This window comes from Exiguobacterium sp. s59, from assembly GCF_018617475.1.
GTDB classification, from domain to species: Bacteria; Bacillota; Bacilli; order Exiguobacteriales; family Exiguobacteriaceae; genus Exiguobacterium; species Exiguobacterium aestuarii.
This window is the reverse complement of record NZ_JACSKG010000001.1, coordinates 395,859-421,878: the sequence shown is the minus strand read 5'-3', so window position 1 is coordinate 421,878 and position 26,020 is coordinate 395,859. Positions and strand designations below refer to the sequence as shown.

General features: G+C 49.4%; 25 protein-coding genes and 1 other annotated feature. Of the genes, 1 reads left to right on the top strand and 24 read right to left on the bottom strand.

Translation table 11 applies throughout. The annotated features are described in order from the left end of the window. Positions 1-19 precede the first annotated feature (19 nt). Positions 20-1,711, top strand: a complete 1,692-nt coding sequence (locus KNO91_RS02175) for an Rqc2 family fibronectin-binding protein (RefSeq protein ID WP_214815883.1) — start codon at positions 20-22, stop codon at positions 1,709-1,711. A 19-nt stretch (positions 1,712-1,730) separates the two neighbouring features. On the opposite strand, the gene KNO91_RS02170 is transcribed toward KNO91_RS02175, so the two are convergent. The 24 genes from KNO91_RS02170 to ftsA form a co-directional block, all read right to left on the bottom strand. Then, positions 1,731-1,895, bottom strand: coding sequence for a hypothetical protein (locus KNO91_RS02170; protein WP_214815879.1), 165 nt, complete (start codon positions 1,893-1,895; stop codon positions 1,731-1,733). Next, entirely contained in the window at positions 1,879-2,817 is a 939-nt protein-coding gene (locus KNO91_RS02165; protein ID WP_214794155.1) for an FUSC family protein, read from the bottom strand. The genes KNO91_RS02170 and KNO91_RS02165 overlap by 17 nt, the downstream gene beginning before the upstream one ends. Further along, complete coding sequence (locus KNO91_RS02160) at positions 2,814-3,644, bottom strand: hypothetical protein (protein WP_214788944.1); 831 nt, start codon at positions 3,642-3,644, stop codon at positions 2,814-2,816. The genes KNO91_RS02165 and KNO91_RS02160 overlap by 4 nt, the downstream gene beginning before the upstream one ends. Positions 3,645-3,733: 89 nt before the next feature. After that, on the bottom strand, positions 3,734-4,360 hold the full coding sequence (pyrE, locus tag KNO91_RS02155) for an orotate phosphoribosyltransferase (RefSeq protein WP_214815876.1): 627 nt from the start codon (positions 4,358-4,360) through the stop codon (positions 3,734-3,736). Then, complete coding sequence (pyrF, locus tag KNO91_RS02150; RefSeq protein WP_214788951.1) at positions 4,344-5,048, bottom strand: orotidine-5'-phosphate decarboxylase; 705 nt, start codon at positions 5,046-5,048, stop codon at positions 4,344-4,346. Before pyrF ends, pyrE begins: the two co-directional genes overlap by 17 nt. Then, entirely contained in the window at positions 5,023-5,949 is a 927-nt protein-coding gene (locus tag KNO91_RS02145; protein ID WP_214815873.1) for a dihydroorotate dehydrogenase, read from the bottom strand. The genes pyrF and KNO91_RS02145 overlap by 26 nt, the downstream gene beginning before the upstream one ends. Then, the gene (locus KNO91_RS02140; RefSeq protein ID WP_214788958.1) at positions 5,946-6,665 is read right to left on the bottom strand and encodes a dihydroorotate dehydrogenase electron transfer subunit; all 720 of its coding nucleotides are present in this window, start codon (positions 6,663-6,665) and stop codon (positions 5,946-5,948) included. Before KNO91_RS02140 ends, KNO91_RS02145 begins: the two co-directional genes overlap by 4 nt. Beyond that, positions 6,662-9,865 (bottom strand): carbamoyl-phosphate synthase large subunit, encoded by a 3,204-nt coding sequence (carB, locus tag KNO91_RS02135; RefSeq protein ID WP_214794161.1) that lies wholly within the window; start codon positions 9,863-9,865, stop codon positions 6,662-6,664. Before carB ends, KNO91_RS02140 begins: the two co-directional genes overlap by 4 nt. A 1-nt stretch (position 9,866) precedes the next feature. After that, positions 9,867-10,949: a carbamoyl phosphate synthase small subunit gene (locus tag KNO91_RS02130; RefSeq protein ID WP_214794163.1), complete on the bottom strand. Its 1,083-nt coding sequence runs from the start codon at positions 10,947-10,949 to the stop codon at positions 9,867-9,869. Next, positions 10,927-12,207, bottom strand: a complete 1,281-nt coding sequence (locus tag KNO91_RS02125) for a dihydroorotase (protein ID WP_214794165.1) — start codon at positions 12,205-12,207, stop codon at positions 10,927-10,929. Before KNO91_RS02125 ends, KNO91_RS02130 begins: the two co-directional genes overlap by 23 nt. Then, positions 12,204-13,088: an aspartate carbamoyltransferase catalytic subunit gene (locus KNO91_RS02120; protein WP_214794577.1), complete on the bottom strand. Its 885-nt coding sequence runs from the start codon at positions 13,086-13,088 to the stop codon at positions 12,204-12,206. The genes KNO91_RS02125 and KNO91_RS02120 overlap by 4 nt, the downstream gene beginning before the upstream one ends. Positions 13,089-13,247: 159 nt before the next feature. After that, positions 13,248-14,552, bottom strand: a complete 1,305-nt coding sequence (locus KNO91_RS02115; protein WP_214815870.1) for a uracil-xanthine permease family protein — start codon at positions 14,550-14,552, stop codon at positions 13,248-13,250. A 49-nt stretch (positions 14,553-14,601) separates the two neighbouring features. Then, positions 14,602-15,135 carry a bifunctional pyr operon transcriptional regulator/uracil phosphoribosyltransferase PyrR gene (gene pyrR, locus KNO91_RS02110; protein WP_214788973.1) on the bottom strand — a complete coding sequence of 178 codons (534 nt, stop codon included), beginning with the start codon at positions 15,133-15,135 and terminating at the stop codon, positions 14,602-14,604. 199 nt (positions 15,136-15,334) lie between these two features. Further along, positions 15,335-16,246, bottom strand: a complete 912-nt coding sequence (locus tag KNO91_RS02105) for an RluA family pseudouridine synthase (protein ID WP_214788975.1) — start codon at positions 16,244-16,246, stop codon at positions 15,335-15,337. Further along, positions 16,246-16,719: a signal peptidase II gene (gene lspA / locus KNO91_RS02100; RefSeq protein ID WP_214788978.1), complete on the bottom strand. Its 474-nt coding sequence runs from the start codon at positions 16,717-16,719 to the stop codon at positions 16,246-16,248. Before lspA ends, KNO91_RS02105 begins: the two co-directional genes overlap by 1 nt. Positions 16,720-16,776: 57 nt before the next feature. Further along, the gene (gene ileS / locus KNO91_RS02095) at positions 16,777-19,503 is read right to left on the bottom strand and encodes an isoleucine--tRNA ligase (protein WP_214815867.1); all 2,727 of its coding nucleotides are present in this window, start codon (positions 19,501-19,503) and stop codon (positions 16,777-16,779) included. 52 nt (positions 19,504-19,555) lie between these two features. After that, positions 19,556-19,775 (bottom strand) — a binding site (T-box leader). Between the two features lie 3 nt (positions 19,776-19,778). Next, the gene (locus KNO91_RS02090) at positions 19,779-20,327 is read right to left on the bottom strand and encodes a DivIVA domain-containing protein (protein WP_074034869.1); all 549 of its coding nucleotides are present in this window, start codon (positions 20,325-20,327) and stop codon (positions 19,779-19,781) included. 19 nt (positions 20,328-20,346) lie between these two features. After that, positions 20,347-21,117, bottom strand: a complete 771-nt coding sequence (locus KNO91_RS02085) for a YlmH family RNA-binding protein (RefSeq protein WP_214794173.1) — start codon at positions 21,115-21,117, stop codon at positions 20,347-20,349. A 3-nt stretch (positions 21,118-21,120) separates the two neighbouring features. After that, the gene (locus KNO91_RS02080; protein WP_074034873.1) at positions 21,121-21,390 is read right to left on the bottom strand and encodes a YggT family protein; all 270 of its coding nucleotides are present in this window, start codon (positions 21,388-21,390) and stop codon (positions 21,121-21,123) included. Positions 21,391-21,394: 4 nt separating this feature from the next. Beyond that, positions 21,395-21,865, bottom strand: coding sequence for a cell division protein SepF (locus KNO91_RS02075; protein WP_214788989.1), 471 nt, complete (start codon positions 21,863-21,865; stop codon positions 21,395-21,397). Positions 21,866-21,888: 23 nt separating this feature from the next. Beyond that, positions 21,889-22,542: a YggS family pyridoxal phosphate-dependent enzyme gene (locus tag KNO91_RS02070; protein ID WP_214815864.1), complete on the bottom strand. Its 654-nt coding sequence runs from the start codon at positions 22,540-22,542 to the stop codon at positions 21,889-21,891. Further along, on the bottom strand, positions 22,539-23,300 hold the full coding sequence (gene pgeF / locus KNO91_RS02065) for a peptidoglycan editing factor PgeF (protein ID WP_214794177.1): 762 nt from the start codon (positions 23,298-23,300) through the stop codon (positions 22,539-22,541). Before pgeF ends, KNO91_RS02070 begins: the two co-directional genes overlap by 4 nt. A gap of 50 nt (positions 23,301-23,350) precedes the next feature. Further along, on the bottom strand, positions 23,351-24,493 hold the full coding sequence (gene ftsZ / locus KNO91_RS02060) for a cell division protein FtsZ (protein WP_214691765.1): 1,143 nt from the start codon (positions 24,491-24,493) through the stop codon (positions 23,351-23,353). Between the two features lie 46 nt (positions 24,494-24,539). Beyond that, positions 24,540-25,826, bottom strand: a complete 1,287-nt coding sequence (ftsA, locus tag KNO91_RS02055) for a cell division protein FtsA (RefSeq protein ID WP_214788998.1) — start codon at positions 25,824-25,826, stop codon at positions 24,540-24,542. Positions 25,827-26,020: the final 194 nt, after the last annotated feature.

The following is a 26,020-nucleotide window of genomic DNA, read 5'->3' as shown; positions in this document are numbered from 1 at the left end:
AACAAAGGTGATGAGATCATTGGCTTATGATGGATTAATGACATATCGTGTCGTACAAGAATTACAATCGCTCGTCGGAGGACGAATCAATAAAGTACATCAACCGTATTCTCTCGATTTGATGCTCCAGATACGTTCGAACCGACAAAACGCGCAACTACTCATATCAGCAAATGCGATGTATGCCCGTCTCCAGCTGACGGATACACCGATTAAAAACCCACAAGAACCCCCGATGTTCTGCATGATGTTACGGAAACATGTAGAAGGCGGATTTATCACGGCGGTCGAACAAATTGGACGTGACCGCGTCATCGTCATCTCTGTCCGCTCTCGAAATGAGCTCGGCGACGAAGAATCAAAAAAAGTTTACATTGAACTGATGGGACGTCACTCAAACGTCGTCCTAACGACAGAAGAGGGGAAAATCTTAGATGCGATCAAACATCTCCCGCCTTCGCAAAACACCTATCGGACGATCATGCCGGGAAGTGAATACCTCCTCCCGCCTGAACAACATAAGTTCGACCCGTTGTCTGATTTGACGGAAGGACTGAAGCGAATCGACTGGAATGCCGGCAAACTCGACAAACAGATTGTCGCCACGTTCGCCGGTGTCAGCCCTCAAATCGCCCAGGAAGTCGTTCATCTTGCGAAGATGCCTAACCGCGACTCGGTTCAGCAAGCGTTCGAGAACGTACTACGTCAACTCGAGGGACCTTACGTCTTTCAACAACTTGCGAATGGTAAAGAGCGTTTCGCTCCGATTGTATTAACGGCCGGAGACATCGTCTCCGAGGAAACATATGCATCGAGTCAAGAAGTGCTCGACCGTTTCTTCTATGAAAAAGCAAACCGCGATCGTGTCAGACAGCAAGCTCACGATGTCGAACGTCTCTTAAAATCAGAACTCGAGAAAAATCAATTGAAACGTCGCCGTCTCTTAGAAGACTTAAAAGCGACAGAACGAGCAGACGAATTACAAAAGTTCGGTGAGTTATTGACGACCTATTTGTTCCAACTTGAGAAAGGAATGCGTGTCGCAGAAGTCGTCGATTACTATGACGAAGACGGTGCGACCATCTCGATTCCGCTCGACCCGCTCAAAACACCAAACGAGAATGCACAGCAATACTATAAGAAATACAACAAGCTAAAAGTTGCGAAAGTCGAAGTGAAGAAGCAACTCGAATTAAACGACGCGGAGATCGAATATTTGGAAACACTCACCGCTCAGCTCGATGTTGCTTCGCCTTCCGACTTGCTCGAAATTCGGGAAGAGCTCGCCGAAGAAGGATATATCCGTCAAAAACGTCAAAAGAAAAAAGCGAATCCGAAAATTTCGCTTGAAGCGTACACGTCTTCGACCGGAACGGACTTCTTTGTCGGCAAAAACAATACACAAAACGATCATTTGACGTTCAAGTTCGCCCGTCGTGACGAGATTTGGCTTCACGTCAAAGATATCCCCGGCTCTCATGTCATCATTCGTTCGACGGAACCGGATGAAACGACGCTTCTCGAAGCCGCATCGGTCGCTGCTTACTTCTCGAAAGCACGCGCATCGAGCGGTGTGCCCGTCGATTATACACGCGCCCGCTACGTGAAAAAACCGAGCGGCGCCAAACCTGGCTTTGTCATCTATACGGATCAACAGACCGTCTACGTGACGCCAGATGAACAATTGATGAAGTCGTTGAAACAGTCGTAATCGAAACCTCGCCGTGTTCTCATGGCGAGGTTTCATCTAAATATTGGGAAAGATAAAAATCGCACTCGGCTTTCTTGCGCCCACGCTTTCCGAAGGCAAGGCAAACAAAACCATTCTGCAAAAAAGTCAGGCCCGCCATTTCTTGATGGCGGGCCTTTATAGCTTGTTCACGCTTTTGGATCATGCTTAAACGCTTCGAGCTGTTCATGATAATCGAGCAAGTGCCCGTGTAAAATTTCTGAAACGGATAAATCTTCATGCGGTAGTCTAAACAGTGAATATGGTTTATCGCACGTATAGAGAATATCATGATGGTGCGCGAGCAAATATAAGAACTCCGATTCGAACGCCTGACGTTCTTCCTCACTCATCAGCAGGAAGGCTTCACGGTGCTCGGCCAGACTTTCTAACAATAAGACGAGCTTGTCTTCTAGATGAATCAGTAATCGATATTGCTTGATTGTCATATACTTCAACTTCACGTTCGTCACTTTCATATCCTCTTGAAGCATCATGTGGAGTTCCTGATGGCCGAGAATACGAGCACGCGTCTCTAATAGCTCCGCCGGGGAGCCAACGAGTTCACGCCAATGATGGAACAAGTAAGATGAGGTCTTTCTAACTTCATTCAATAATCGATCTTCATAACGTGGTGGCAAGAACGCGTAGTTCACACCGAGTGAGACAAATACACCGACCGCCGTCAATAAAGAACGCGTCCATGCATAATGAAAGAAATCCGATGTCGGGTTCTCTAGCATCATGACGATGGCGAACGCCGCGTATGTCGACATGTGTGTCTTATCGAACGTCGTATTGAGCGTGAGCGAAACGATGACCGCCAACCCGATCGAAATGGGATTGACACCGAACAAATAGACGATGAACAGTCCACACATGAGCCCGAGGACCGTTCCAAATATTCGACTGAATACAATTTTAGACGAACGCTTGACGGTCGGTTGCATCGCCACGACGGCTGCAATCGCACCCATTCCGGAATAAATTCCAAATACATACCACGAGATTGCGACGGTAATCGATACGGCAATTCCCGTCTTTAACGTACGAAGCCCGATTTTCGGGATGTAGCGTTTTCTGTTCATTTCAGCTCGACCTTCCCTGTCTCAGAAATCAACTCAACGACGGGTCGATTCGATGTCGACAACTGATAGACACCTGGCTCAACTTCGTCGTAACGGTCGCTACTTGAAATTTTTCCGGCCGTCGTCACGTTCACTTGCCCAGTCGCATGTTTTGGTGCATAACTGAGCGTTCCCGCTTCCGTTTGAACGGTCATCGCCTGATTCACGACGACATCCTTGACGGTCGCATGGCGATAGGAACGAATATCTCCCGTTACGAGACGTGCTGATTCGATTGTCGCATCGCTTTTCGTCTCAATTCGGAGGCGATCACTGTCGATTTGTTTCAAATTGACCGCGTTCGCATCCATCACGATCGTTTTCACATTCAGTCCTTGCCCGGTCACTTGTTCAGCCCCTAAATGGACCGAAGTCATCGAGCTAGGCAAGGCGACACGTAGCTTATAGCGTGACGGTTCTTCACTGGCACGACTGCCGAAGTAACTGAACCATCCATACCGTTCGACGACATAGATCGTATCGCCGACCGATTTGACTTTAATCCGTCGTTCTTTCGAATTGGTCTGTACCACTTCGATTTGTACTTTTTCATTCGGACTACGCACAAACTCGACGTTCCCATGATACGTCTCGAGTCGTAACTTTTTCATTTGGTATCGATCTTCATACTGATCTCCCAACGCCAACAGATGGCTGAATACGAATAAATTCACGAGAAAGAGCGTTGGGATGACCGTCAAGACGAGACCAAAGGCGATTTTACGATGTTTCGGAATTGCCCGAAACCGTGCCCTCCATGTTTTTTCCTTGCTTCTTGAATACGCCATATGCCTCTCCTTCTTGGTTCACTTTCATCAGTTTACCATGAAGTATGACATATGCCGAATTGAAAAAGAATCCGCCCGAAGGTGGATTCTTACGATGTGACAAGGTCGCTCCAGGCGCGAGGATCCTGCTGCCACTCACGAAGAGAAAGAATTTCTGATTCGTTCAAGATTCCGGTCGACTGCGCAACATCGATCAGTTCGAGGAATGTCGTCAATGAAGCAGCTTCGAGATGTGAGTCCGCTAGATTCTTCTCTAAAATCGGCAATCCGTAAGAGAAGATGGCTTGAATACCGACGACCTCACCGTCCGCCTCACGAATCGCCTGCGCCGCCTCGATACTCGACATACCGGTCGACAATAAATCCTCGATGACAAGGACACGTGCCCCGCTGTCGAGTCTCCCCTCGATTTGATTTCCTTTCCCGTGTCCTTTTGCACTCGAACGAACGTAAATGAACGGAAGCCCGAGACGGTCGGCAAGCAAAGCTCCATGTGGGATACCGGCTGTGGCCGTTCCCGCGATCACATCGATTTCTATTGACTCGACTGCATCGACCAACCCATCGATGATTCTGTTACGGATGTCGGGATAACTGAGCGTCAATCGGTTGTCACAATAGATTGGACTCTTCAATCCGCTCGACCATGTATATGGCTCCGTCGGTGATAATGTGACGGCCTCAATTTTTAATAATGCTTCAGCGATTTGTTTCATATGTTTGTCCCCATTCCCTCATAAATTGTTCATACATGGCCATCGGATCATTTGCGCGTGTAATCGGGCGACCGACGACAATCGAGTGGACACCAATCATTCTCGCTTCACGCGGCGTCGCAACACGCACTTGGTCGTCATCGGATTGACCGAGTCGGATTCCAGGTGTGACCGTCATAAACGTGTCACCGAGTTCCTCATGAATCCATTTCGCTTCTCGGACAGATGCGACGACCCCGTCAAGTCCTGCCTGTTTGGCGAGCGTCGCCTGACGGATGACGGCTTGGTCGAGTCGACCCGCGATTCCGAGCTCCGTCTGCATCATGTGTTCATCCGTAGACGTCAACTGTGTGACACCAATCAATCGAGTCGTGTCATTCTCTTGACGAAGACCGTCCAATGCATAGCGCATCATCTTCTCACCGCCTAGCGTATGAACATTCGTCATCGTGACCCCAAGCTTTCCGATTTGACGCATCGTCCGTCGTGCCGTCTCCGGGATATCGTGTACTTTCACATCGAGAAAGACCGGATAGCCGAGATCGACCAATTCTTCGACAAAGCGTCCGCCTTCTCGATAAAATAGTTCCATCCCCACTTTGACAGCCGGACGGACTGGGAACGGTTTTAATAACTGAAGTGCCTCATCACGCGTTTCCACGTCAAGGGCGAGATACAAGTTGTGCATATGCTTTCCCCCTCACATCCAGAATGTGGTCAATCCCGAGTGAATCAAGTCGTGACGGTAATGCCTCGATAATTTCTTGGCAAACGTATGGATTTTCAAAATTCGCGGTACCGACTGCAACGGCAGAAGCCCCCGCATAGATGAATTCGAGAACGTCATCGACTGTCCGGACTCCCCCCATGGCGATGATTGGAATATCGACCGCTTGTGCGACTTCGTATACCATCCGAACCGCCACCGGTTTGATCGCTGGACCCGACAATCCTCCGATTCGGTTCGCCAAAATCGGTTGACCTGTCTGGATATCGATTCTCATCCCGACGAGTGTATTGATCATCGTCAATCCATCCGCACCAGCTGCTTCGACCGCGCGTGCCATGTCAGTGATGGACGTGACGTTCGGGGACAGCTTGACATAGACCGGCTTACTTGAAGCCGCTCTGACGAGTCTAGTCAATTCTGCTGCCATCTCAGGGTCTGTTCCGAATTGCATGCCCCCACACTTCACGTTCGGGCATGAAATGTTCAACTCGATCGCTTTGATGGTCGGGTCCGCGCTAATGCGACGCGCGACTTCCACATATTCGTCTGGTGTCGACCCGGCGACGTTGGCGATGATCTCTGTATCAAACGTGGAGAGGAACGGTAATTTCTCTTCGATGATCGCATCGACGCCTGGATTTTGAAGTCCAATCGCATTGAGCATCCCTTGCGCCGTCTCCGCGACACGTGGCGTCGGATTTCCAAATCGCGACTCTTCTGTCGCCGCCTTGATCATAATGCCACCTAAGATGGAGAGGTCATACAGTTTGGCGAACTCCTCTCCGAATCCGAAACAACCGGAAGCCGGGATGATCGGATTCTTTAACTGGAGTCCTGGTAAATCGACGTGTAATCTCATAACAGCACCTCTTCCGCATTGAATACCGGACCATCACTACACACTTTCACGTAGCCTTCCGGTGCTTTGCAGACGCAAGCGAAGCAAGCGCCAATGCCACAACCCATTCGATTTTCAATCGAGACGTACCGCTCCGGAATCGGTGAAGCAGCGACCGCCTTCAACATCGCTTCTGGACCACAGCTGAATAACACGTCCGCCTCGATGCGTGCGAGTGGTCCCGTCACAAATCCGCGTTCTCCGTAGCTCCCGTCAACTGTTGTGATAATCGTTTCCCCAAGCGCTTGAAAGGCTTCTTCATAAAAGACACTTTCTTTTGAATCAAACCCAAGAATCGCAATCGTTTCAATTCCCATTTCATGTAGACGACGTCTGACGTAATAAAGTGGAGGTACCCCAATTCCGCCACCGACGAGGACGACCCGTTTTCCATGTTGTTTGAGCGGAAAGCCGTTCCCGAGAGGTCCGAGAACATCGAGCGTTTCCCCGACGCGCTTTCTTGCCAACTCGGAAGTGCCTTCTCCAATCACTTTGTATAAAAATGTGACCTCGTCTCCTTCGACGTTCGCCACCGATAACGGTCGACGTAACAAACCGGACGTCTTGATGTGAAAGAACGTCCCAGGGGCGACTTCCACCCCAGGACACTGTACTTTCATCTCCATCGTCGCTTTTGCGATTTGACGATTGCTGATGATTGTGACGTCACGTCTCATACCATCACCCCGAACTTAGTGAATGCCGGGATGCTGACCGTTTGGAACGACAGGCTTTCGATGACTTGTAGCAACGCTTCAACCGTATCGAGCGATGTGAGGCAAAGCGTGCCTTGCTCGGCGGCCGTACGGCGAATCAAGAAGCCATCTTTTGTCACGAGTGCGTCGCGACTCGTCGTATTGATGATCAAGTCGACTTCCCCGCGCTCGATCACGCTCAGCATCGTCTCACCCGATTCTTGAATTTTCCCAACCCGTCTGACACGCATCTGTTCCGCTTCTAGCGTATCTGCTGTACCGCTCGTCGCCATAAGACGGAAGCCGAGACGGTCAAATCGTTTGGCTAAGGCAACCGCCTCTTCCTTGTCGTGGTCTGCGATGGTCATCAGGACGTTTCCTTTTAAAGCGATGTTCATTCCTGCTGCGACAAGACCTTTATAGAGTGCTTTTTCAAGTGTGCGGTCTGTCGCCATGACCTCCCCGGTCGACTTCATCTCAGGTCCGAGCGACGGATCGACTTCTTTTAATTTCGCAAACGAGAAGACCGGCACTTTGACCGAGATACTGTCTGACTCAGGATGGATGCCCGTTCCGAGACCGAGTTCTTTCAGGCTCGTGCCAAGGATCGTTTGCGTCGCAATTCGCGCGACCGGTAAGCCTGTCACTTTCGAGATGAACGGGACCGTCCGACTCGCACGCGGATTTACTTCGATGACGTACAAGTCATCTGCATAGACGAACTGGATGTTGAGCAGTCCCTTGATGCGGAATGCCTTCGCCAATTTGATTGTGTAGTCGACAACCTTTTGTTTCAACGCATCACTGAGACGTTGCGGTGGATATACTGCGATTGAGTCGCCAGAGTGTACGCCGGCACGCTCGATATGCTCCATGATGCCTGGGATATAGACGTCCGTCCCGTCACAGATCGCGTCGACTTCAATCTCAATCCCCGTCAAATAGCGGTCGATGAGGACTGGACGATCTTTTGAGGCGATGACGGCATTTCGCATGTACCGCTCGAGCTCCGACTGCTCATATACGATCTCCATCGCCCGTCCGCCAAGGACGTAAGATGGTCGGACGAGCACCGGATATCCAAGATCGTTCGCGCAGGCTACTGCTTCTTCGACGTTCGTCGCTGTCTTGCCTGGTGGTTGAGCCAATCGTTCGGCAGACAACGTAGCTTCGAACGCCTTTCGGTCTTCAGCCCGATCGATGTCTTCTAGCGTCGTCCCGAGAATTTTCACACCGTTCGCCTCAAGCGATGCCGCTAAGTTGATGGCAGTCTGTCCACCAAATTGAACGATGACGCCGAGCGGCTTTTCGTTATCGATGACTTCTAACACATCTTCTGTCGTCAACGGCTCGAAGTACAATCGATCGGAGATCGAAAAGTCTGTCGAGACCGTCTCTGGGTTGTTGTTAATGATGATGGCTTCATATCCGGCGTCGCGAATCGTCTGAATCGAATGGACGGTCGCATAGTCGAACTCGACTCCTTGACCGATTCGAATCGGACCTGATCCGAGGACGAGGATCGATGGACGTTCCGTCTTCACCGCCTCGTTCTCCACTTCATACGTCCCGTAGAAATATGGCGTCTCCGATGCGAACTCCGCCGCACACGTATCGACCATCTTATACACCGGTCGAATGTTCCATCCGTGACGCTGCGAACGAATCGTCTCAACGTCTGATGCAAGGATGCGGGCAATCGCCACATCACTGAAGCCAAGTCGCTTCACGTCGAGTAAACGTTCTGACGTCAACGGTTCGTTAGCGAGTTGTTGCTCGGCTTGCCAAATATGATTCAATTTGTGTAAGTAGAAACGATCGATTTTCGTCAATTGGTGAAGTGCTTCCACCGTGTATCCGCGACGTAGCGCTTCATATACCATAAACAAGCGCTCGTCTGTCGGATGAACGAGCCCGTGCTCGAGCTGATCTGTATTCAATTGCTCAAGTTGCGGAACGTATAATTCTTCCATCCCAAGTTCGAGCGAACGCACTGCTTTCAACAATGCCTCTTCTAAATTTCGACCGATGGCCATGACCTCTCCCGTTGCTTTCATTTGTGTGCCTAAGCGGCGATCCGCGGACTCAAACTTATCGAAAGCGAAACGAGGAATTTTGGCGACGACATAGTCAAGTGCCGGTTCGAATGAGGCGTAACTCGTCTCGGTGACCGGGTTTTTCAGTTCTGACAACTTATAGCCGACAGCGACTTTTGCAGCGAGTTTGGCGATCGGATAACCAGTCGCTTTTGATGCGAGTGCCGAGCTTCTTGAGACACGTGGGTTCACTTCGATGACGTAATATGTGAAGCTGTCCGGGTCGAGTGCGAACTGGATGTTGCATCCCCCTTCAATCCCGAGTGCCCGGATGATATCGAGCGAGACACTACGAAGCATCTGGTAATCCCGGTCCGACAACGTCTGGGTCGGTGCGAATACGATCGAGTCTCCCGTATGGACACCGACCGGGTCAAAGTTTTCCATCGCACAGACGATGATGGCTTGGTCGCTCGAGTCACGCATGACCTCAAACTCGACTTCTTTCATCCCAGCAATCGATTTCTCGAGCAAGACTTGTGTCACTGGACTCGCTTTTAATCCAGATTCGACGATTTGCTCGAACGATTCTCGGTCATGGGCAATCCCTCCACCGGTACCGCCAAGCGTGTAGGCAGGTCGAATAATGATTGGATATCCAATGCGCTCCGCGAAGCCCCAAGCGGATTCAAGCGTATGGACGATTTCACTTTCAGGTACGCCATGTCCGAGTTCGAACATGAGGTTACGGAACTGTTCACGGTCTTCAGCTTGTACGATGGCAGCTAGGTTCGTCCCGAGTAATTCCACACCACAGTCTCGTAAGACCCCTCGCTTATCGAGTTCAAACGCCAAGTTCAATCCCGTCTGTCCACCGAGTGTCGCGAGTAACGCATCAGGGCGTTCTTGGCGGATAATCCGCTCCACAAATTCTGGTTCGAGTGGTTCGATATAGACACGGTCCGCTGTCGTCGGATCCGTCATAATCGTTGCCGGGTTCGAGTTGACGAGAATGACCTCGTAGCCTTCTTCTTTCAAGGCGAGACATGCCTGTGTACCAGCATAATCAAATTCTGCTGCTTGTCCGATCACAATCGGTCCTGATCCGATTACAAGGATTTTCTGAATATCTGGTCGTTTTGGCATGTCAAATTCCCACTTTCTGTTTGTTTTCTTGAACGAGTTGCATGAAACGGTCAAATAAATCGTTGGCGTCAAATGGTCCAGGTGCTGCTTCCGGGTGGTATTGTACCGAGAATGTCGGATGGTGTAGATGTTTCACTCCTTCGATTGTTCCGTCGTTGACCGCGCGATGCGTCACGATGAGCGCAGTATCGAGAAGCGATGACTCTTCTACCGCATATCCATGGTTTTGTGACGTGATTGTCACGGCGCCTGTCTCTAATTCGAGCACCGGATGGTTCGCCCCACGATGTCCAAACGGAAGCTTGAACGTGTTCGCACCGTTTGCAAGGGCGATCAGTTGATGCCCAAGACAAATCCCGAACATCGGTGTCGTCGGCATGAGTTGTTGAATGAGCGGAATCGCTGTCGGGACGTCTTTCGGGTCCCCAGGTCCGTTCGACAACATGATGCCATCTGGCTCATACCGCAACACCTCTTCTGCGGTGGCGTCATGTGGGAAGACGATGACTTCACAGTCTCGTTTCATCAACTCGCGCATGATTCCAAGCTTCGCCCCGAAGTCAATCAACGCGATTCGTGGTCCCTTACCTGTACTCACATACGTCCGCTTCGTCGAAACTCGCGCCACTTGGTCGTTCGGTGACAGTTCGTCAAAGCGTGATTGTACCTCGTCCCACGTCAACTCCCCATCGATAAGGACACCTCGCATGACACCTTGCGCCCGCAAGTGACGTGTTAACATACGCGTATCGATGTCCGACAAGCCAGGGATACCGAATCGCGTAAGCGTCGCGTCAAGCGTTGCCGTTGAACGGAAGTTTGATGGTGTGTCACACGCCTCTTTCACAATCAACGCCTTTGCCATCGGAACCGTCGTTTCAAAGTCCTCACGATTGACTCCATAGTTTCCGATCAACGGGTTCGTCAAGACGATCATCTGATCGCAATACGAAGGATCCGACAAGATTTCTTGATAGCCGGTCATACCTGTTTGGAAGACGACTTCCCCCATCGTATCCGCTGGTGCTCCGAATCCTTTTCCGACAAATTTCATTCCATCCTCAAGCCATAATGTTCTTTTCATCAAATCGCCCCTTATATACAATTTCGCCACCGACCATCGTCATGACCGGCCACCCGACAAGTTGTTTCCCCGTAAACGGTGTGTTCTTTCCTTTAGAATAGAACGTCGTCGGATCTACCGACCGTATCGTCTCTGTATCGATCAGTACTAAATCAGCATCCGCCCCTACTTCCAGTTCACCTCTTGATAGGCCGAACACGTCGCTCGGACGCTTCGTCATCCAGTCGATCAACTGGTGCTCTTCCATGACACCCTCTTTCACGAACGTCGTGTATAGAAGTGGGAACGCCGTCTCGAACCCGGTAATCCCGAACGGAGCTCTCTCGATGCCTTGCGCTTTTTCCTCTGCCGTGTGCGGGGCATGGTCGGTCGCAATCATATCGATCGTCCCGTCGAATAACCCTTCGAGTAGCGCCTGTCGATCATCTTCGCTTCGGAGCGGTGGATTCATCTTAAAGTTTGCATCGAGCCCCGGGATATCCTCTTCGCTCAAGACAAGATGATGGGGTGTCACTTCTGCTGTCACTTGAATGCCTGCCCGCTTCGCATCTCGGATGACACGAACCGATTGACGAGATGAGACGTGACACACGTGATAGTGACAACCGGTTTCTTCCGCAATCAGGACGTCACGGGCGATGTGGATGCTTTCTGCAAGGCTTGGAATCCCTTGAATCCCGTGAGCCTCACTGAACTTCCCTTCGTGGACCGAACCCGCTTTGAGCGTATTGTCTTCACAGTGTGCGACGACCGCTTTGTTCAATTGCTTGGCTTCGCGCATCGCTTGACGCATCATCGCCGCTGATTGAACACCGACGCCGTCATCGGTGAACGCGAATGCATCTGATAGAGATTCCATATCGACTTGTTCTTCGCCGAGTTGCCGTTTCGTGATGGCGGCGTAAGGAAGGACACGGACAACCGCATCTTCCTTAATCTTCTCAAGGAGTGCGTCCATCGTTTCTCGATTGTCTGGTACCGGTCGCGTGTTCGGCATCGAACAAATTGTCGTGAATCCGCCTGCCGCCGCAGCCATCGTCCCTGTTTTGATCGTCTCTTTCGCTTCGCCTCCTGGTTCACGTAAATGTACATGTACATCGACAAGCCCTGGTGCGAGTAAATAGCCCGTCGCATCGATGGTCTCTTCACCGGCTGTCGTCCCTTTATAGTCGAGCGATTCGATTTTCCCGTCTTTCACGAAGATGTTTGTCGTGCGCTTTGTCCCGTTGTCATACCATGTCGCGTGTTGAAGTATCATTGTTGTCCTCCTAGTGCTCGATTTAGAATACTCATGCGTGCATAGACGCCGTTCTTCATTTGTGGGAAGATGCGCGAACGTTCATGTTCAATCAGACTGCCTGCAATCTCCACATCCCGATTGACCGGTGCCGGATGCATGATGATGGCTCCTTCTTTCATCCGCTCGACTCGTTCGACCGTCAAGCCAAACTGCGTGTGATACTCCTCTTTCGAGAAGATGTCTCCCATGATATGCCGCTCGTGTTGAACACGGAGTAGCATGATGACATCACTTTCTGCTAGAACGTCATCGAGCTCCTTACGCTCGAGTCCCATTGAGTCGTCCCACCAAGAAGCAGGGCTACATCCGACCACATTTGCACCAAGACGTTTCAACACACTCGCATTCGATCGTGCGACGCGGCTGTGGACGAGATCTCCACAGATGGCGACGTTTAACCCTTGAAACGTTTTGAACTCTTCAAAGATGGTGACGAGATCGAGTAACGATTGAGAAGGATGTTCGCCGCTCCCATCGCCCCCGTTTAGTACCGGGATATTCAACTTCTCGACGAGTTCATGATAGTATCCCGCTTCCGGATGTCGGATGACGAGCGCATCGACGCCGATTGCCTCGAGCGTCTTGCACGTGTCATACAGCGTCTCGCCTTTCGTGACCGAGGATGTCGTCACGTCGAACGGAATCTCTTGCATGTTCAGATGTCGCTCGGCCATTTGAAACGAGTTTTTTGTACGTGTCGAGTTTTCAAAGAACAGGTTCGCGACCGTCTTCCCGTCAAATAAAGGCGGTAGGTCTCCTTGCTTATAGCGCAAAGACTCTTCAATCATGCCCATGATCTCATCGAGCGAGAGTGTGTCCAAGCTGACGAAGTGTTTCACTGGTTTCACATTGGTTTGCATCGTATTCAAGTTCGTCTCCTCCTTTTGTTAGAGGCAAAGAGAAAAGGCGTCTCTTCACCGATGTGAAGGGACGCCTTTATTTGGGCAAGGTACACCCAAATAAACGAGCCTTCACTTTGCCGACCTCACGGGATCGAATTAAAAGTTACTTGCTTGTTTCGTTTCTTCAGTTGTGTTGACTTCAACCACTGTCTCGACTTCTTCTTTCGGTAAGATGGCGTTCAAGAGAATCCCGACGACCGTTGCGAGCGCCATCCCTTGTACCGGGAAGCTTCCAAGTTGAATCATCGCCCCGCCTAGACCGATGACGAGGATGACCGATGAGATGATCAAATTGCGTTTTTCTGCCAAATCGACGTTGCTCTCCACCATCGTGCGTAGTCCGTTCGACGCGATGACCCCGAACAAGAGGATCGAGATGCCGCCTTTGACCGGATTCGGAATGGTTGAGATGAATGCCTCGATATGACCGAGGAACCCGAAGCTGATGGCCATGAGCGCTGCTCCGGCGATGACGTAGACGCTGTATACACGAGTGATGGCCATGACGCCGTTGTTCTCCCCGTATGTCGTACATGGCGGACCACCGAGTGCGGAAGCGACCGCTTTCCCTACTCCGTCGCCGAGTAGCGTGCGATGAAGGCCAGGATCTTTCATCGTCTCTCGTCCGATGATTTTAGATGTGACCATTTGATCGCCGATATGCTCTGTCATCGTGACGAGTGCGACCGGTACGATGGCGAGGAGTGCACCGACTTGCCACATCGGCATATAGTCGACGAACACCATCGTGAAGTCAGGAAGTTGGAACAAGCTTGCTTGTTGGATCGGTGAGTAGTCGATGATTCCGAATGCTGCGGCAATCCCATATCCTCCGACGATTCCGAAAAGGATTGGAACCGCTCCCCAAACGCCTTTCAGTTTCGTCATGGCGAGCATTGTGATCCCGAGTGTAAGAAGTGCGATTGTCATGAACGTTCCATTGTAGGCTCCATCTTGATTCATGGACATGTCGATGGCGACCGGCGCGAGCGACAATCCGATGACCATGATGACCGGTCCGACGACGACCGGTGGGAGCAACCGGAGCAACCAGTTGACGCCTGTCTTGTAGATGATCAAGGAGACGACGCCGTATACCGAACCGGCAATGATTCCGCCGAACAGTGCGGCTTCGACACCCCATTGTTGACTGACCGCAATGATTGGAGCGATGTAGGCAAAACTTGAACCAAGGTATGTCGGGACTTTGAAGCGAGTAATCGCTAAGAATGAGAGCGTGGCCACTCCGGAAGCGACGAGGGCGACCGATGTATTTAATCCTGTTAAAATCGGGACTAAAATCGTCGCTCCGAACATGGCGAAGACGTGCTGAAGACTGAATAACAGCCATTGTGGAAAGTGAGCAGGACGCTCGTGGATGTGTAGAACGGGTTGTTTCATATTGAATTTCTCCTTCCTGGCCTCTCTGGACCACCTTAAAGGTATGGGATTATTGCTGATTGATTGTCACTTCATCTGCCGTGTCGACTTCACTGAGTCGGACGACGACTTGCTCGGACTTCGATGTCGGAACGTTCTTCCCGATGAAGTCAGGTCGAATCGGGAGCTCCCGATGCCCTCGGTCAATCAAGACCGCAAGTTGAATGTAGTCTGGGCGACCGTGGTCGACGAGTGCGTCCATTGCGGCACGAACCGTTCGACCGGTATACAGGACATCGTCGACGAGGACGACGGTCTTACCGTTAATATCATGTGGCAATTCCGTTGCTTTCACTTCCGGGTCTAGTGACTTTTTCGATAAGTCATCCCGGTAAAGCGTGATGTCGAGATTCCCGAGTGCGATCGGCTTGCCTTCAATCTCTTCGATGCGACGAGCGAGTCGGTCGGCGAGCGTCTCTCCCCTCGTCTTGATTCCGACGAGCACCACATCATCAATCCCTTTGTTGCGCTCGATGATTTCATGAGCGATTCGGGTCAGCGCGCGACGGATGGCTGATTCATCTAAAATGACGGATTGTTTCATGTCATTCCTCCTTTCTTACTTTATCCAAAAAAGAAGACTCCCTCGTCCGGCTGGAAAGGGAGTCTTCATCAAAAACGGCAGTCTGATGCCGGGTTGAATTGACGTTAGTGTGACCGCGGTCACAATCCTTTCGCAGCCTCTCTGGACTGGGTTTAAAGGTGTTATGCTTCCTAGACTATAAATCGGAACGTGATAGAAGTCAACGAGTTTTCTCGATTTTATCTAACTTTGCGAGTTCTGCTTTAAAGTCTTCCGGAAGTGGTGCCTCAAATTCCATCCATTCTTTCGTACGTGGATGGTGGAATCCAAGCGTTGCCGCATGTAAGGCTTGACCGCCTAAATCAATCGTACGGCGCGGTCCATATTTCGGATCTCCCGCAAGCGGATGCCCGATATAGCGCATATGCACACGGATTTGGTGTGTGCGACCTGTCTCGAGCTTACACTCGACGAGCGTGAAGTCTTTATAGCGCTCGAGTAATCGGAAATGCGTCACCGCTTCTTTTGCGTTCTTGTCCGTCACGGTCATACGCTGACGGTCATTCGTATCACGACCAATCGGTGCCTCGATCGTCCCGAGTTCGTGAACGAGTTCGCCGTGAACGAGCGCGATGTATTCGCGTTTAATCGTCTTATCTTTCAATTGGCTCGCGAGCGACTCATGAGCCAAGTCATTTTTAGCGACCATGAGGAGACCCGTCGTATCTTTATCGATTCGGTGCACGATTCCTGGGCGTTTCACCCCATTGATACCTGAAAGGTCATCACAATGTCCGAGTAGCGCATTGACGAGCGTTCCAGACGTGTGACCAGCTGCAGGGTGAACGACCATCCCACGTGCTTTATTGACGACAATCATATCTTCATCTTCGAACACGATCTCAAGCGGAATGTTTTCAGGTAATACTTCGAGTTCCACCGCTTCAGGTACGTGCACTTCGATTTCATCGCCCACTTGGAGCTTGTAGTTCGGTTTGACGGCACTTCCATTGACGAGAAGCGCACCTGTCTTAATCCATTCTTGTACTTGTGAGCGTGACCATTCACCCTGATCACTCACCCACTTATCAATTCTTGCCTTTTCATCGGCGACAAAAGTATAGGATTCCATTACGATTGTCCCCTTTCTTTGTGTAATTTTTCTTCAAATAAAATCGCGATGACCATCAAGATGACACCAAATGTGAGTGCCATGTCGGCCACATTAAATATCGGGAAGTTGTAGCCAAACGGATACGTATCGACAAAGTCGACGACTTCGCCACGGAACAAGCGATCGATAAAGTTACCAATCGCACCGGCCAAGAGTAGCCCAACACTATATCCAAGAAGCTGATACCCGTTTACTTCTTTATGCAAGAAGTAAACTAGTCCCGCAACGACAAGAATTGTGATGACGAAAAAGAACACCATCTGTCCTTCTAACATCCCCCAAGCCGCTCCTTTATTGCGATAAGAGGTCCAATATAACAAGTTCGGGATGACTTCAATCGATTGACCGATCGTCATCGTCTGAACGACAACCCATTTTGTGAGTTGGTCGATCAAAATCAAGATGACGGCCAATCCGTAATATCGTTTCATATGCGTCTCCTTTCAAGCCGTTAAGAAACCGGAGTGGGGACGCCACTCCGGTTCGTCTTAACCGATTACTGATGCACAGCGTGGGCAAAGCTCAGGATGCTCTTCGTTTTGTCCAAGCTCTGTCGAGTATGTCCAACAACGTGCACAAGCAGCTCCATCAGCTTTCATGACTGTGATTTTTGTCGTCGCATAATCGACGTCTGCCGTCTCAGCCCATTCTACTTGTGAAACTTGAAGCAACTGACTGACGTTATCGATTGTTTCCAACAACGCTGCAGTCTCAGCTTTCGGTGCGAGAATCAACTTCGCTTCAAGCGGTTTCCCAATCAATTTCTCGCCACGTGCGATTTCAATCGCTTTGAGGACATCGTCACGGAAGACGAGGAATTTCGACCATTTGTCTAACAACGCTTGCTCGTCAGTCGTCAACGCATCGACTTCTTCAAGATCAGTCAAGAAGATGCTTGCTTCTGACTTCCCAGGAACCTCTTTCCACGCCTCATCGGCAGTGTGTGGAAGAACTGGAGCCAACAGCTTCGTTAACAGGACGACCGCATCGTACATGACCGTCTGAACAGCACGACGGCGAAGATCATCTTCACGTTCGATATAAAGGATATCTTTTGTGAAGTCGAGATAGAACGATGACAACTCGTTGACGCAGAAGTTATGGACGAGATGGTACACCGCCATGAAGTCAAACGTGTCATACGCTTTGACAACTTTCGCCTGAAGCTGTTTCAGTTTTGTCGCCATGAAGCGGTCTGCCTCTGGCATGTCATCGAATGCAACGCGCATCGACGGCTCAAAACCGTTCAAGTTTCCAAGAAGGAAACGAATGGTGTTACGCATCTTACGGTATACTTCTGACACTTGTTTAAAGTTATCGTGTGAAGCGCGAACGTCCGACTGATAGTCGACCGAAGCGACCCAAAGACGCACGATTTCAGCACCATACTGCTTCACGAGATCGTTCGGTGCAATCGTGTTGCCGAGCGACTTCGACATTTTACGTCCATCTCCATCAAGGACGAAACCGTGGCTCAAGACGTTACGATATGGAGCTTTGCCCGTCGTCGCAACAGCTGTTGAGAGTGACGAGTTGAACCAACCACGGTATTGGTCAGACCCTTCAAGATAGAGGTCTGCCGGGCGACGTAGGTTTTCACGTTCTTCTAACACACCCGCGTGTGATGAACCTGAATCGAACCAGACGTCCATGATGTCGAGCTCTTTACGGAATTCGCCATTCGGGCTGTTCGGATGCGCGAATCCTTCAGGGAGAAGGTCTTTTGCTTCGCGCTCGTACCAAACGTTTGATCCGTGTTCGCGGAACAAGTTCGCGACGTGATCGATTGTCTCGTTTGTGATGATTTCCGTTCCATCCTCTGCATAGAAGATTGGGATTGGTACGCCCCACGCACGTTGACGACTGATGACCCAGTCCCCACGGTCACGGACCATGTTGTAAAGACGTGTCATTCCCCATTCAGGAACCCAGTTTACTTCTTCGATTTCACGAAGCATGTCTTCGCGGAAGTCTTTGATTGAAGCGAACCATTGCGGTGTCGCACGGAAGATGACTGGTTTTTTCGTACGCCAGTCGTGTGGGTACGAGTGTTTGATGAATTTCAAGTTGAGCAAGAAACCGTTCTCTTCAAGTTTCATCCCGATTTGCTTGTTCGCATCTTCATAGAACAACCCTTCGAAACCAGGAGCCTCAGCCGTCATGTAACCACGGTCATCGACCGGGCAAAGGACGTCTAAGCCGTAAGCCTGTCCGACACGGTAGTCATCTTCCCCGTGACCTGGAGCTGTGTGGACGAGTCCAGTCGCATCCGCTGTGACGTGATCGCCAAGCATGACGAGCGATGTGCGGTCATATAGTGGATGTTGAGCCGTCATATATTCAAAGTCACGACCATTCCATGAGCCGCTCACTGTGAAATCAGACCATCCGAGCGCTGTCGTCACTTCTTCAACGAGCGTCTCTGCGACGATATAACCTTTTCCTTCATGCTCGATGCGCGTGTATGTCAACTCATCACTCACTGCGATCCCAAGGTTCGCTGGGATTGTCCAAGGAGTCGTTGTCCAGATGACAAAGTGATCGTCAGACGTCAATGTGTCTTTACCGTCTACGACGCGGAATGCCACATAGATGGCTGGTGATTTTTTATCGTAATATTCGATCTCCGCTTCCGCGAGTGCAGACTCTGAAGATGGCGACCAATATACTGGCTTTTTCCCTTTATAGATGTATCCTTTTTCAGCCATCGTTCCGAACAAGCGGATTTGTGCCGCCTCGTATTCTGGAAGAAGTGTGATATATGGATTTTCAAAGTCTGCAAGAAGACCAAGACGTTTGAACTGTTCACGTTGCGAGTTCACCTGCTCCATCGCATACTCCGCACACTTTTCACGGAATTCAGCGACTGTCATCTCCTTGCGGTTGACGCCGGCTTTTTGAAGGGCGTTCTCGATTGGAAGACCGTGTGTGTCCCAACCTGGAATCATTGGAGACTGGTACCCGTTCATCCCTTTGAAACGAACGATGATGTCTTTTAATACTTTGTTCATCGCATGTCCCATATGGATGTCGCCGTTCGCATATGGAGGGCCGTCATGCAAGATGTATTGTGGTTTCCCAGCATTTTTCTCTTGTACCTTGTTGTAAAGGTCCATGTCTTCCCATTCTGTTTGCATCGCTGGTTCGCGTTTTGGTAAATTCCCACGCATTGCGAATTCTGTGTTTGGCATTAATAGCGTGTCTTTGTAGTTCATCGAAACTCCTCCATCAACATTTATTAGAAAACAAAAAAACCAACCCATCCCTGATAGGGACGAGTTGGTTGACTCGCGGTACCACCCTACTAGTCTCACTTTCATGAGACCGCTCTCGGTAACCGATAACGAGGTCAGGCGGTCACGCTTACTATTGTTCAGCGTGACAACTCATAGGGGATACCGATTCGAGTCTTTCTCTTAGGCTCTCACCGTCCCTAAGTCGCTTCGTAGGTATGACTCGATCGACGCGTCCTACTCAACGTGTTGATCATTTATCCATGTTGTTCTTCATTCTGTGTGACTTCGTGGTCATTATACGCAAGTTCTGATCTATCGTCAAGAACCGTCTGAACAGGCGGTTCTCCTACAATCGTTTCCCATTCCGTGCTATTCAAGAGCTCCATCTGGGCATCGACGAGGACACGGAAACGCGTCCGATACAATTCCACTTTTTTGAGCATTTGCACGACTTCACGTTCTGCGAGCTGCTCTTTACGGGCTGCTTCTTCTTCACGAGCGTACGCTTCACGTTCCGCTTGTTTCAAAATCAGGCTCGCTTCTTTTTGTGCATTGTTCTTCACTTCTTCCGCAGCTTCCTGCGCGACGATAATCGACTTGTTCAACGTATCTTCCATCGAGGAGAAGTAGTCAATGCGAGCTTGCATATCGTTGACAAGTTCTTCATACCGTCGATTCTCACGAATCAATAGTTCAAACTCTTTAATGATTTGATCTAAAAATTCATTGACCTCATCGATGTCGTACCCACGAAAACGGGAAGAGAATTCTTTATTATGAATATCAATCGGTGTCAACGCCATTCGACTTTCCTCCTAAAATTTAACGTATGGTCCCATACTGGATTTTAATCTTTTCACGTTTGGTCGAACCAAGAATCTCCATCATCTTAATACGACCGTATCCACGAACGGATAGAAGATCGTCTGGTTCAAGCATGAAGCTCGGATCTTCGATGGCTTTATGATTCACTTTACAGTCACCATGTTTCACAAGCGCTTGGGCTTTCTGACGTGATATGTTAAGCACCTCGCTCGCGACGGTATCAAATCGCAACGAGGATACAATCCCAAACCCTTCGACCCATTCTGTTTCTGGAACGACGAGAATGTCATCTTTCGCAACAGCAGAAATGCGAACTTTTGCTTTTCCGACACGTTCCAAGTTCATTTCGATAAATCCGACCGCTTCACGGGTTGTCGCAAACTGGACGATTTCATCTTCAAGGACGACATCCCCAAACTTTTGACGCTTCAGTCCAGCGTTGAGTAAGGTTCCAGTCACTTGCCGATGCGTCAGGTCAACAAATTTTGTCGGATATTCGATGCGACGAATCTCGATTTCAAAATCATCAACGTTCAGTTCATAGTACTCTGGCGCCAAAATCAACCGACGGCGTTCTGCTCCTTCGAATCCGCCATCGTCATGAATGACGAGCTGTTTACCGACAAGCTGTTTGACGATTTGCTGTTCACGAGGGTCTAAAAAGTCCGTCAACTTCAATACGTAGCTGTCCTCGACTTGTTGTACCCAATCTAGCACTTGCTCCACGAACGCCCGTTCACTTGGCCGATAATGATCATAAACGCTCATACATCACCCGAAAATAGCAGCGATGCCGGCTTGTGCCATCCGAAGCACGAACAACGCGACGATTGGAGAGATATCGAGCATGCCACCGATTGGCGGGATGATTCGACGGAACGGTGCTAAAAATGGTTCACATAAGAACGATAAAATTTGTCCGAACATTGATTCACGCGCATTCGGGAACCATGATAATAAGATATAGCCGATGAGGACCCAGCTATAGATACCAAGCAAAGTACTCAACGTATTGCCTAAGGCAGGGATTACGTTTTCCATTCAGTTACCACCCTTTACTATGAAGTTCATCCTCCGAAATCAAGTTTGAGATTGAACCAGTCAATTCGACATTGTTCGGAGTACACAGAATCGTGTTATGTCCAATCGAAGTCATCGATCCTTCTAGTGCATAAACGACACCGGAAAGGAAGTTGACGACTTGACGTGATTGCTCTTTTGACATGCGCTGAAGATTGACGATGACAGCACGGTTTTCTTTCAATTGGTCGCTAATATCTTGCGCCTCAGCAAATACACGTGGTTCGGCCAATACGACTTTCGAACGTTCTTTCTTCTTCGTATTTAACGCCACAAGATTATTTGCTGATTTCGGACGATCTTCTTGTCTCACGACCGATGTTTCAGTCGAAGAAGGTGTGGTTGTGTTTGCGACGGCAAACTCTTCTTCTTCGTATGTGCTGTTCGGATCTTCCTCAAGTCCAAAGAAATCTTTCATTTTGTTTTTGATTGACATAACGGATTCCTCCTTAAGATATATTATTGCACAAGTACGGTACCAATACGAACAAACGATGCGCCTTCTTCAATCGCGATCGGGTAATCGTTTGACATCCCCATCGACAGTTCCGTGCAAGGTGCGTGTTCAAACGCCTTTGCGGTTACTTCATCACGTAATTGACGTAAACGGCTGAACGTCTCGCGAACGACTGTCTCCTCTTCGGTGAACGGTGCCATCGTCATCAACCCGATGATTCGAATATGAGGATACTGTTTACAGTTCTCGATGAAAGGCATAACTTCCTCTATTTCGAGACCATGTTTTGAATCTTCTCCCGACGTGTTCACTTGAACGAAACAATCGATTGTTTTGTTCGCCCGTTTATCAATCTCTGCAGCGAGTGATAAACGGTCTAACGAGTGGATCGCGGCAACGTGATCGATGATTTGTCTCACCTTACGCGTCTGTAACGTGCCGATGAAGTGAAACTTCGCATCTTCTGGCATCCGTTTTACTTTTTCAAGCAAAGAGTCCGGTCGATTCTCACCAAAATCACGAATCCCCTCTTCATAGAGGGCGTTGGCGACATCAACGCCTACCGACTTCGTGACAGCAATCAAAGTCGGTTCTGCATGTTGAACGTGTGCTGCCATGATGGATTGAACTTGTTTTACGTTATCTGAAATACTCACAATTTACGCTCCTTGACGATGACTGCCGCAAATCGTCGTTTCGTTTCTCCATCTCGATATGAGAAAAATGGAGCATTTGCGCCAGTCGGTAAATTCGATTGCATGACGGACGCGTCATGTTCTTTAGCCAATACTTCATTGACGGTTTGAAGTGATAACAGGGCGTGATCACCGGACTCCTGTCGAACAGCTTGTTCATAGGCGGTCGGTGAGACGGCACGAACTGCTTCTAGCACACGACGATCGACTTCATAGTCATCCCCAGAAATCGATGGACCGACGAGCATCTCCACTTCCGTTGCATCGATGCCTTGCTCGTTAAATGCGTGAACCATAGTCTCAACGATATTCCCGACCGTCCCTTTCCAGCCCGCATGGGCAACTCCGATGACCCCATGGTCTTTCGCGCAGAAAAAGAGAGGTACGCAGTCAGCGAAGACAAGCGCGAGTGGTATGGCTTCTTCTTTCGTGACGAGTCCGTCTGTTTGCGGGATCGCCTCGTCATATCGAAATGCGCCTTTTCCCTTGTCAGCTGACTCGACGAGATGAACCGTTGTACCGTGTACTTGGTCGGCCCAAACTGAATCTTCAAGTGAAAGCTCTGCCTGTTGAAAGAATCGTTGACGATTTTGAACGACCTGATCGACGTCATCACCGACGTGAAGACCGACGTTTCCGGCATTGTGTCCGTTCGTCCGTGTCGTCACGTAAGCGTGATAGCGATTCGTTTCGGTTTCCCATGTATGTAACAGTTGCATCGGATTCTCCTTTTTAGAAAAAGGGATGCCGATTCGGCACCCCTTGTTGTTTAGTTACGGCGTTGTCTCACAAACGCAGGGATGTTGATCGTCTCGTCTGGGACGTCTCCTCCATACACTGGGCGATGGAAGTTCCCTTCGTCTTGTTGAGCCGCTTCATTTGCTTTTGGTTGGGGTTCCTTGTTCTCAACCTCAGGCTGTTTTTTCGGCTGCTGAAGGAATGGGTTCGCCCCTTGTGTTTCCTCAGCAAATTCAGTTGCAATCACGGTGACGATGATTTCATCGTTCAAGTTTTCGTTGATGACCGAACCGAAGATCAAGTTCACTTCCTCATCCGCTGCACTTTGAACGATTTGAGCCGCTTCTGTCACTTCATACAAGCTAAGGCTAAGCCCACCTGTAATGTTCATCAAGACACCTTTCGCTCCTTCGATTGAAGATTCGAGAAGTGGTGAAGAGATGGCTTTCTTCGCTGCTTCAACAGCACGGTTTTCACCTGTAGCGACACCTACACCCATAAGTGCAGATCCTTTTTCCGTCATGATCGTCTTCACGTCAGCGAAGTCAAGGTTGATGAGACCTGGGATAGCGATCAAGTCGGTAATCCCTTGCACACCTTGACGAAGTACGTTATCCGCTTCACGGAAAGCTTCGATCATCGGCGTGTTGCGTTCCACGATTTCAAGAAGTTTATCGTTTGGAATCACGATGAGAGTATCTACTTTTTCTTTAAATGCCTGAATCCCGTGTTGCGCATGTTGCATCCGTTTCCGGCCTTCGAACATGAATGGTTTTGTGACAACGCCGACTGTGAGCGCTCCGATTTCTTTTGAAATCTCAGCGATGACCGGTGCAGCACCAGTTCCTGTTCCGCCACCCATACCAGCTGTGACGAAGACCATATCCGCTCCATCAAGCGCTTCAATCAATTGTTCGCGACTTTCTTCTGCCGCTTTTTTACCGATATCAGGATTCGCACCAGCACCGAGACCACGTGTCAATTTGGCACCAAGTTGAAGCTTCACATCAGCTTTCGACATATTCAAGGCTTGAGCATCCGTGTTGACGGCGATGAACTCAACTCCTTGTACCCCGTGTTCAATCATACGGTTAACGGCGTTTGAACCGCCGCCTCCGACTCCAATTACTTTAATTTTTGCTACGGCGTCAATCGCCTCATCAAAGTACATCATTCAGGTATCCCCCTACTTATTTTCCAAGTTGTATTACAACGTCAGCTTAAACGCCAAATAATTTTTCCATCAAACGACTAAAACCTTTTTTCGACTCTTGATCGGTCTCGTATTCGTTCTCTCCAACATGAGTATCGGTCGGTTCCTGCTTTGTGTTAAGCGTTTCGTAGCGAACTTCCGGTTTTTCGAGTTGAGATTTTGAAACGTGATGATCACTCATTAAGACATATTTCAATACACCGACTGCCGTCGCGTACTTCGGATGTCTCACACCAATCGATGAAGGTTGATACAACCTCGTCTTTTGGCCCATAATACGAGTCGCTAACTCTTGAATACCTGGTAGAGCAGCAGCTCCACCGCAAAGTAAATATCCGCCATTCAGCATCGGAACACCTACTTTTTGAACCTTATTCAACATAAGAGTAAACATTTCCTCTATTCTCGCCTCTAAAACATAGCTAATTTCTGACTGTGGTTCGAACGCCACTTCCCCATTGATGTTCGTGTAGGAGAAACCTTCTGTTCCATCGGCCATTTCTTCGAGTGCAAGACCGTATTCTTCTTTCGCCACTTTGGCATCTTGATATTTACAATTGAGTTTATAGACCAAGTCTCTTGTCATATGGTCTCCACCGACTGGAAGGATATACGAGTAGACGAGATCTCCACGATAAAATACCGAGACCGTCGTCTTTTCGTGACCAACATCGACGAGTCCGATTCCTAAATCAATCTCATCGACAGAAGCTGCACTCATGCCGAGCGCGAGGTTTCCTAAAATAAATCCTTCGAGGTGTAATCCGGCACGTTCAATCGAACGACGAATACTATGTAAAATTGTCTTCGATCCAGTAACCATCTTTCCATGCATTTCTAGTCGATAACCAAGCATGCCACGAGGATCGACGACACCCGTTTGTTGATCCACCGTGAATGATGATGGGATTACATCGATGACACTCATCTCATCCGGTAATCGCATCACTTGTGCTGAATTGATGACTTCCATCACGTCTGCATCTGTAATTTCCTGATCTTCCCGCTTCACGGATGCGATTCCATGACATGGGGCAATTTGGATATGTTCCCCTTCGATGGCAACGTATACAGATCGAATTTGATCACCTAACGATGTCTCCGCGTGTTCAACGGCCTGTTTGATCGCTTGGACTGTTTTATCGATGTCTACGACAGCACCACGTTTCACCCCTGCAGACGGTGCACACCCTTCTGCCAAAATATTAAGCGTTCCGCCGAGCAATTCACCGACGACGAGCTTAATCTCTGACGTTCCAATATCTAATGCGGCCACATAACCATTCGCTTCCAAAAGGGAAACACCTCCGCTCTATAATTTTCCTGTACAAATTACATGACAAATATGACAGATATCCAAAAAAATTGTTGGTTTCGACAAGATATCTCACGTCTAAGTTTACAACAAATAAGATAGTGAGAAAAGGTAGAATCCTACAATTTAAGCGGTTTCGCGTTATCAATTCGTTTACAAACGACAAAAAAACA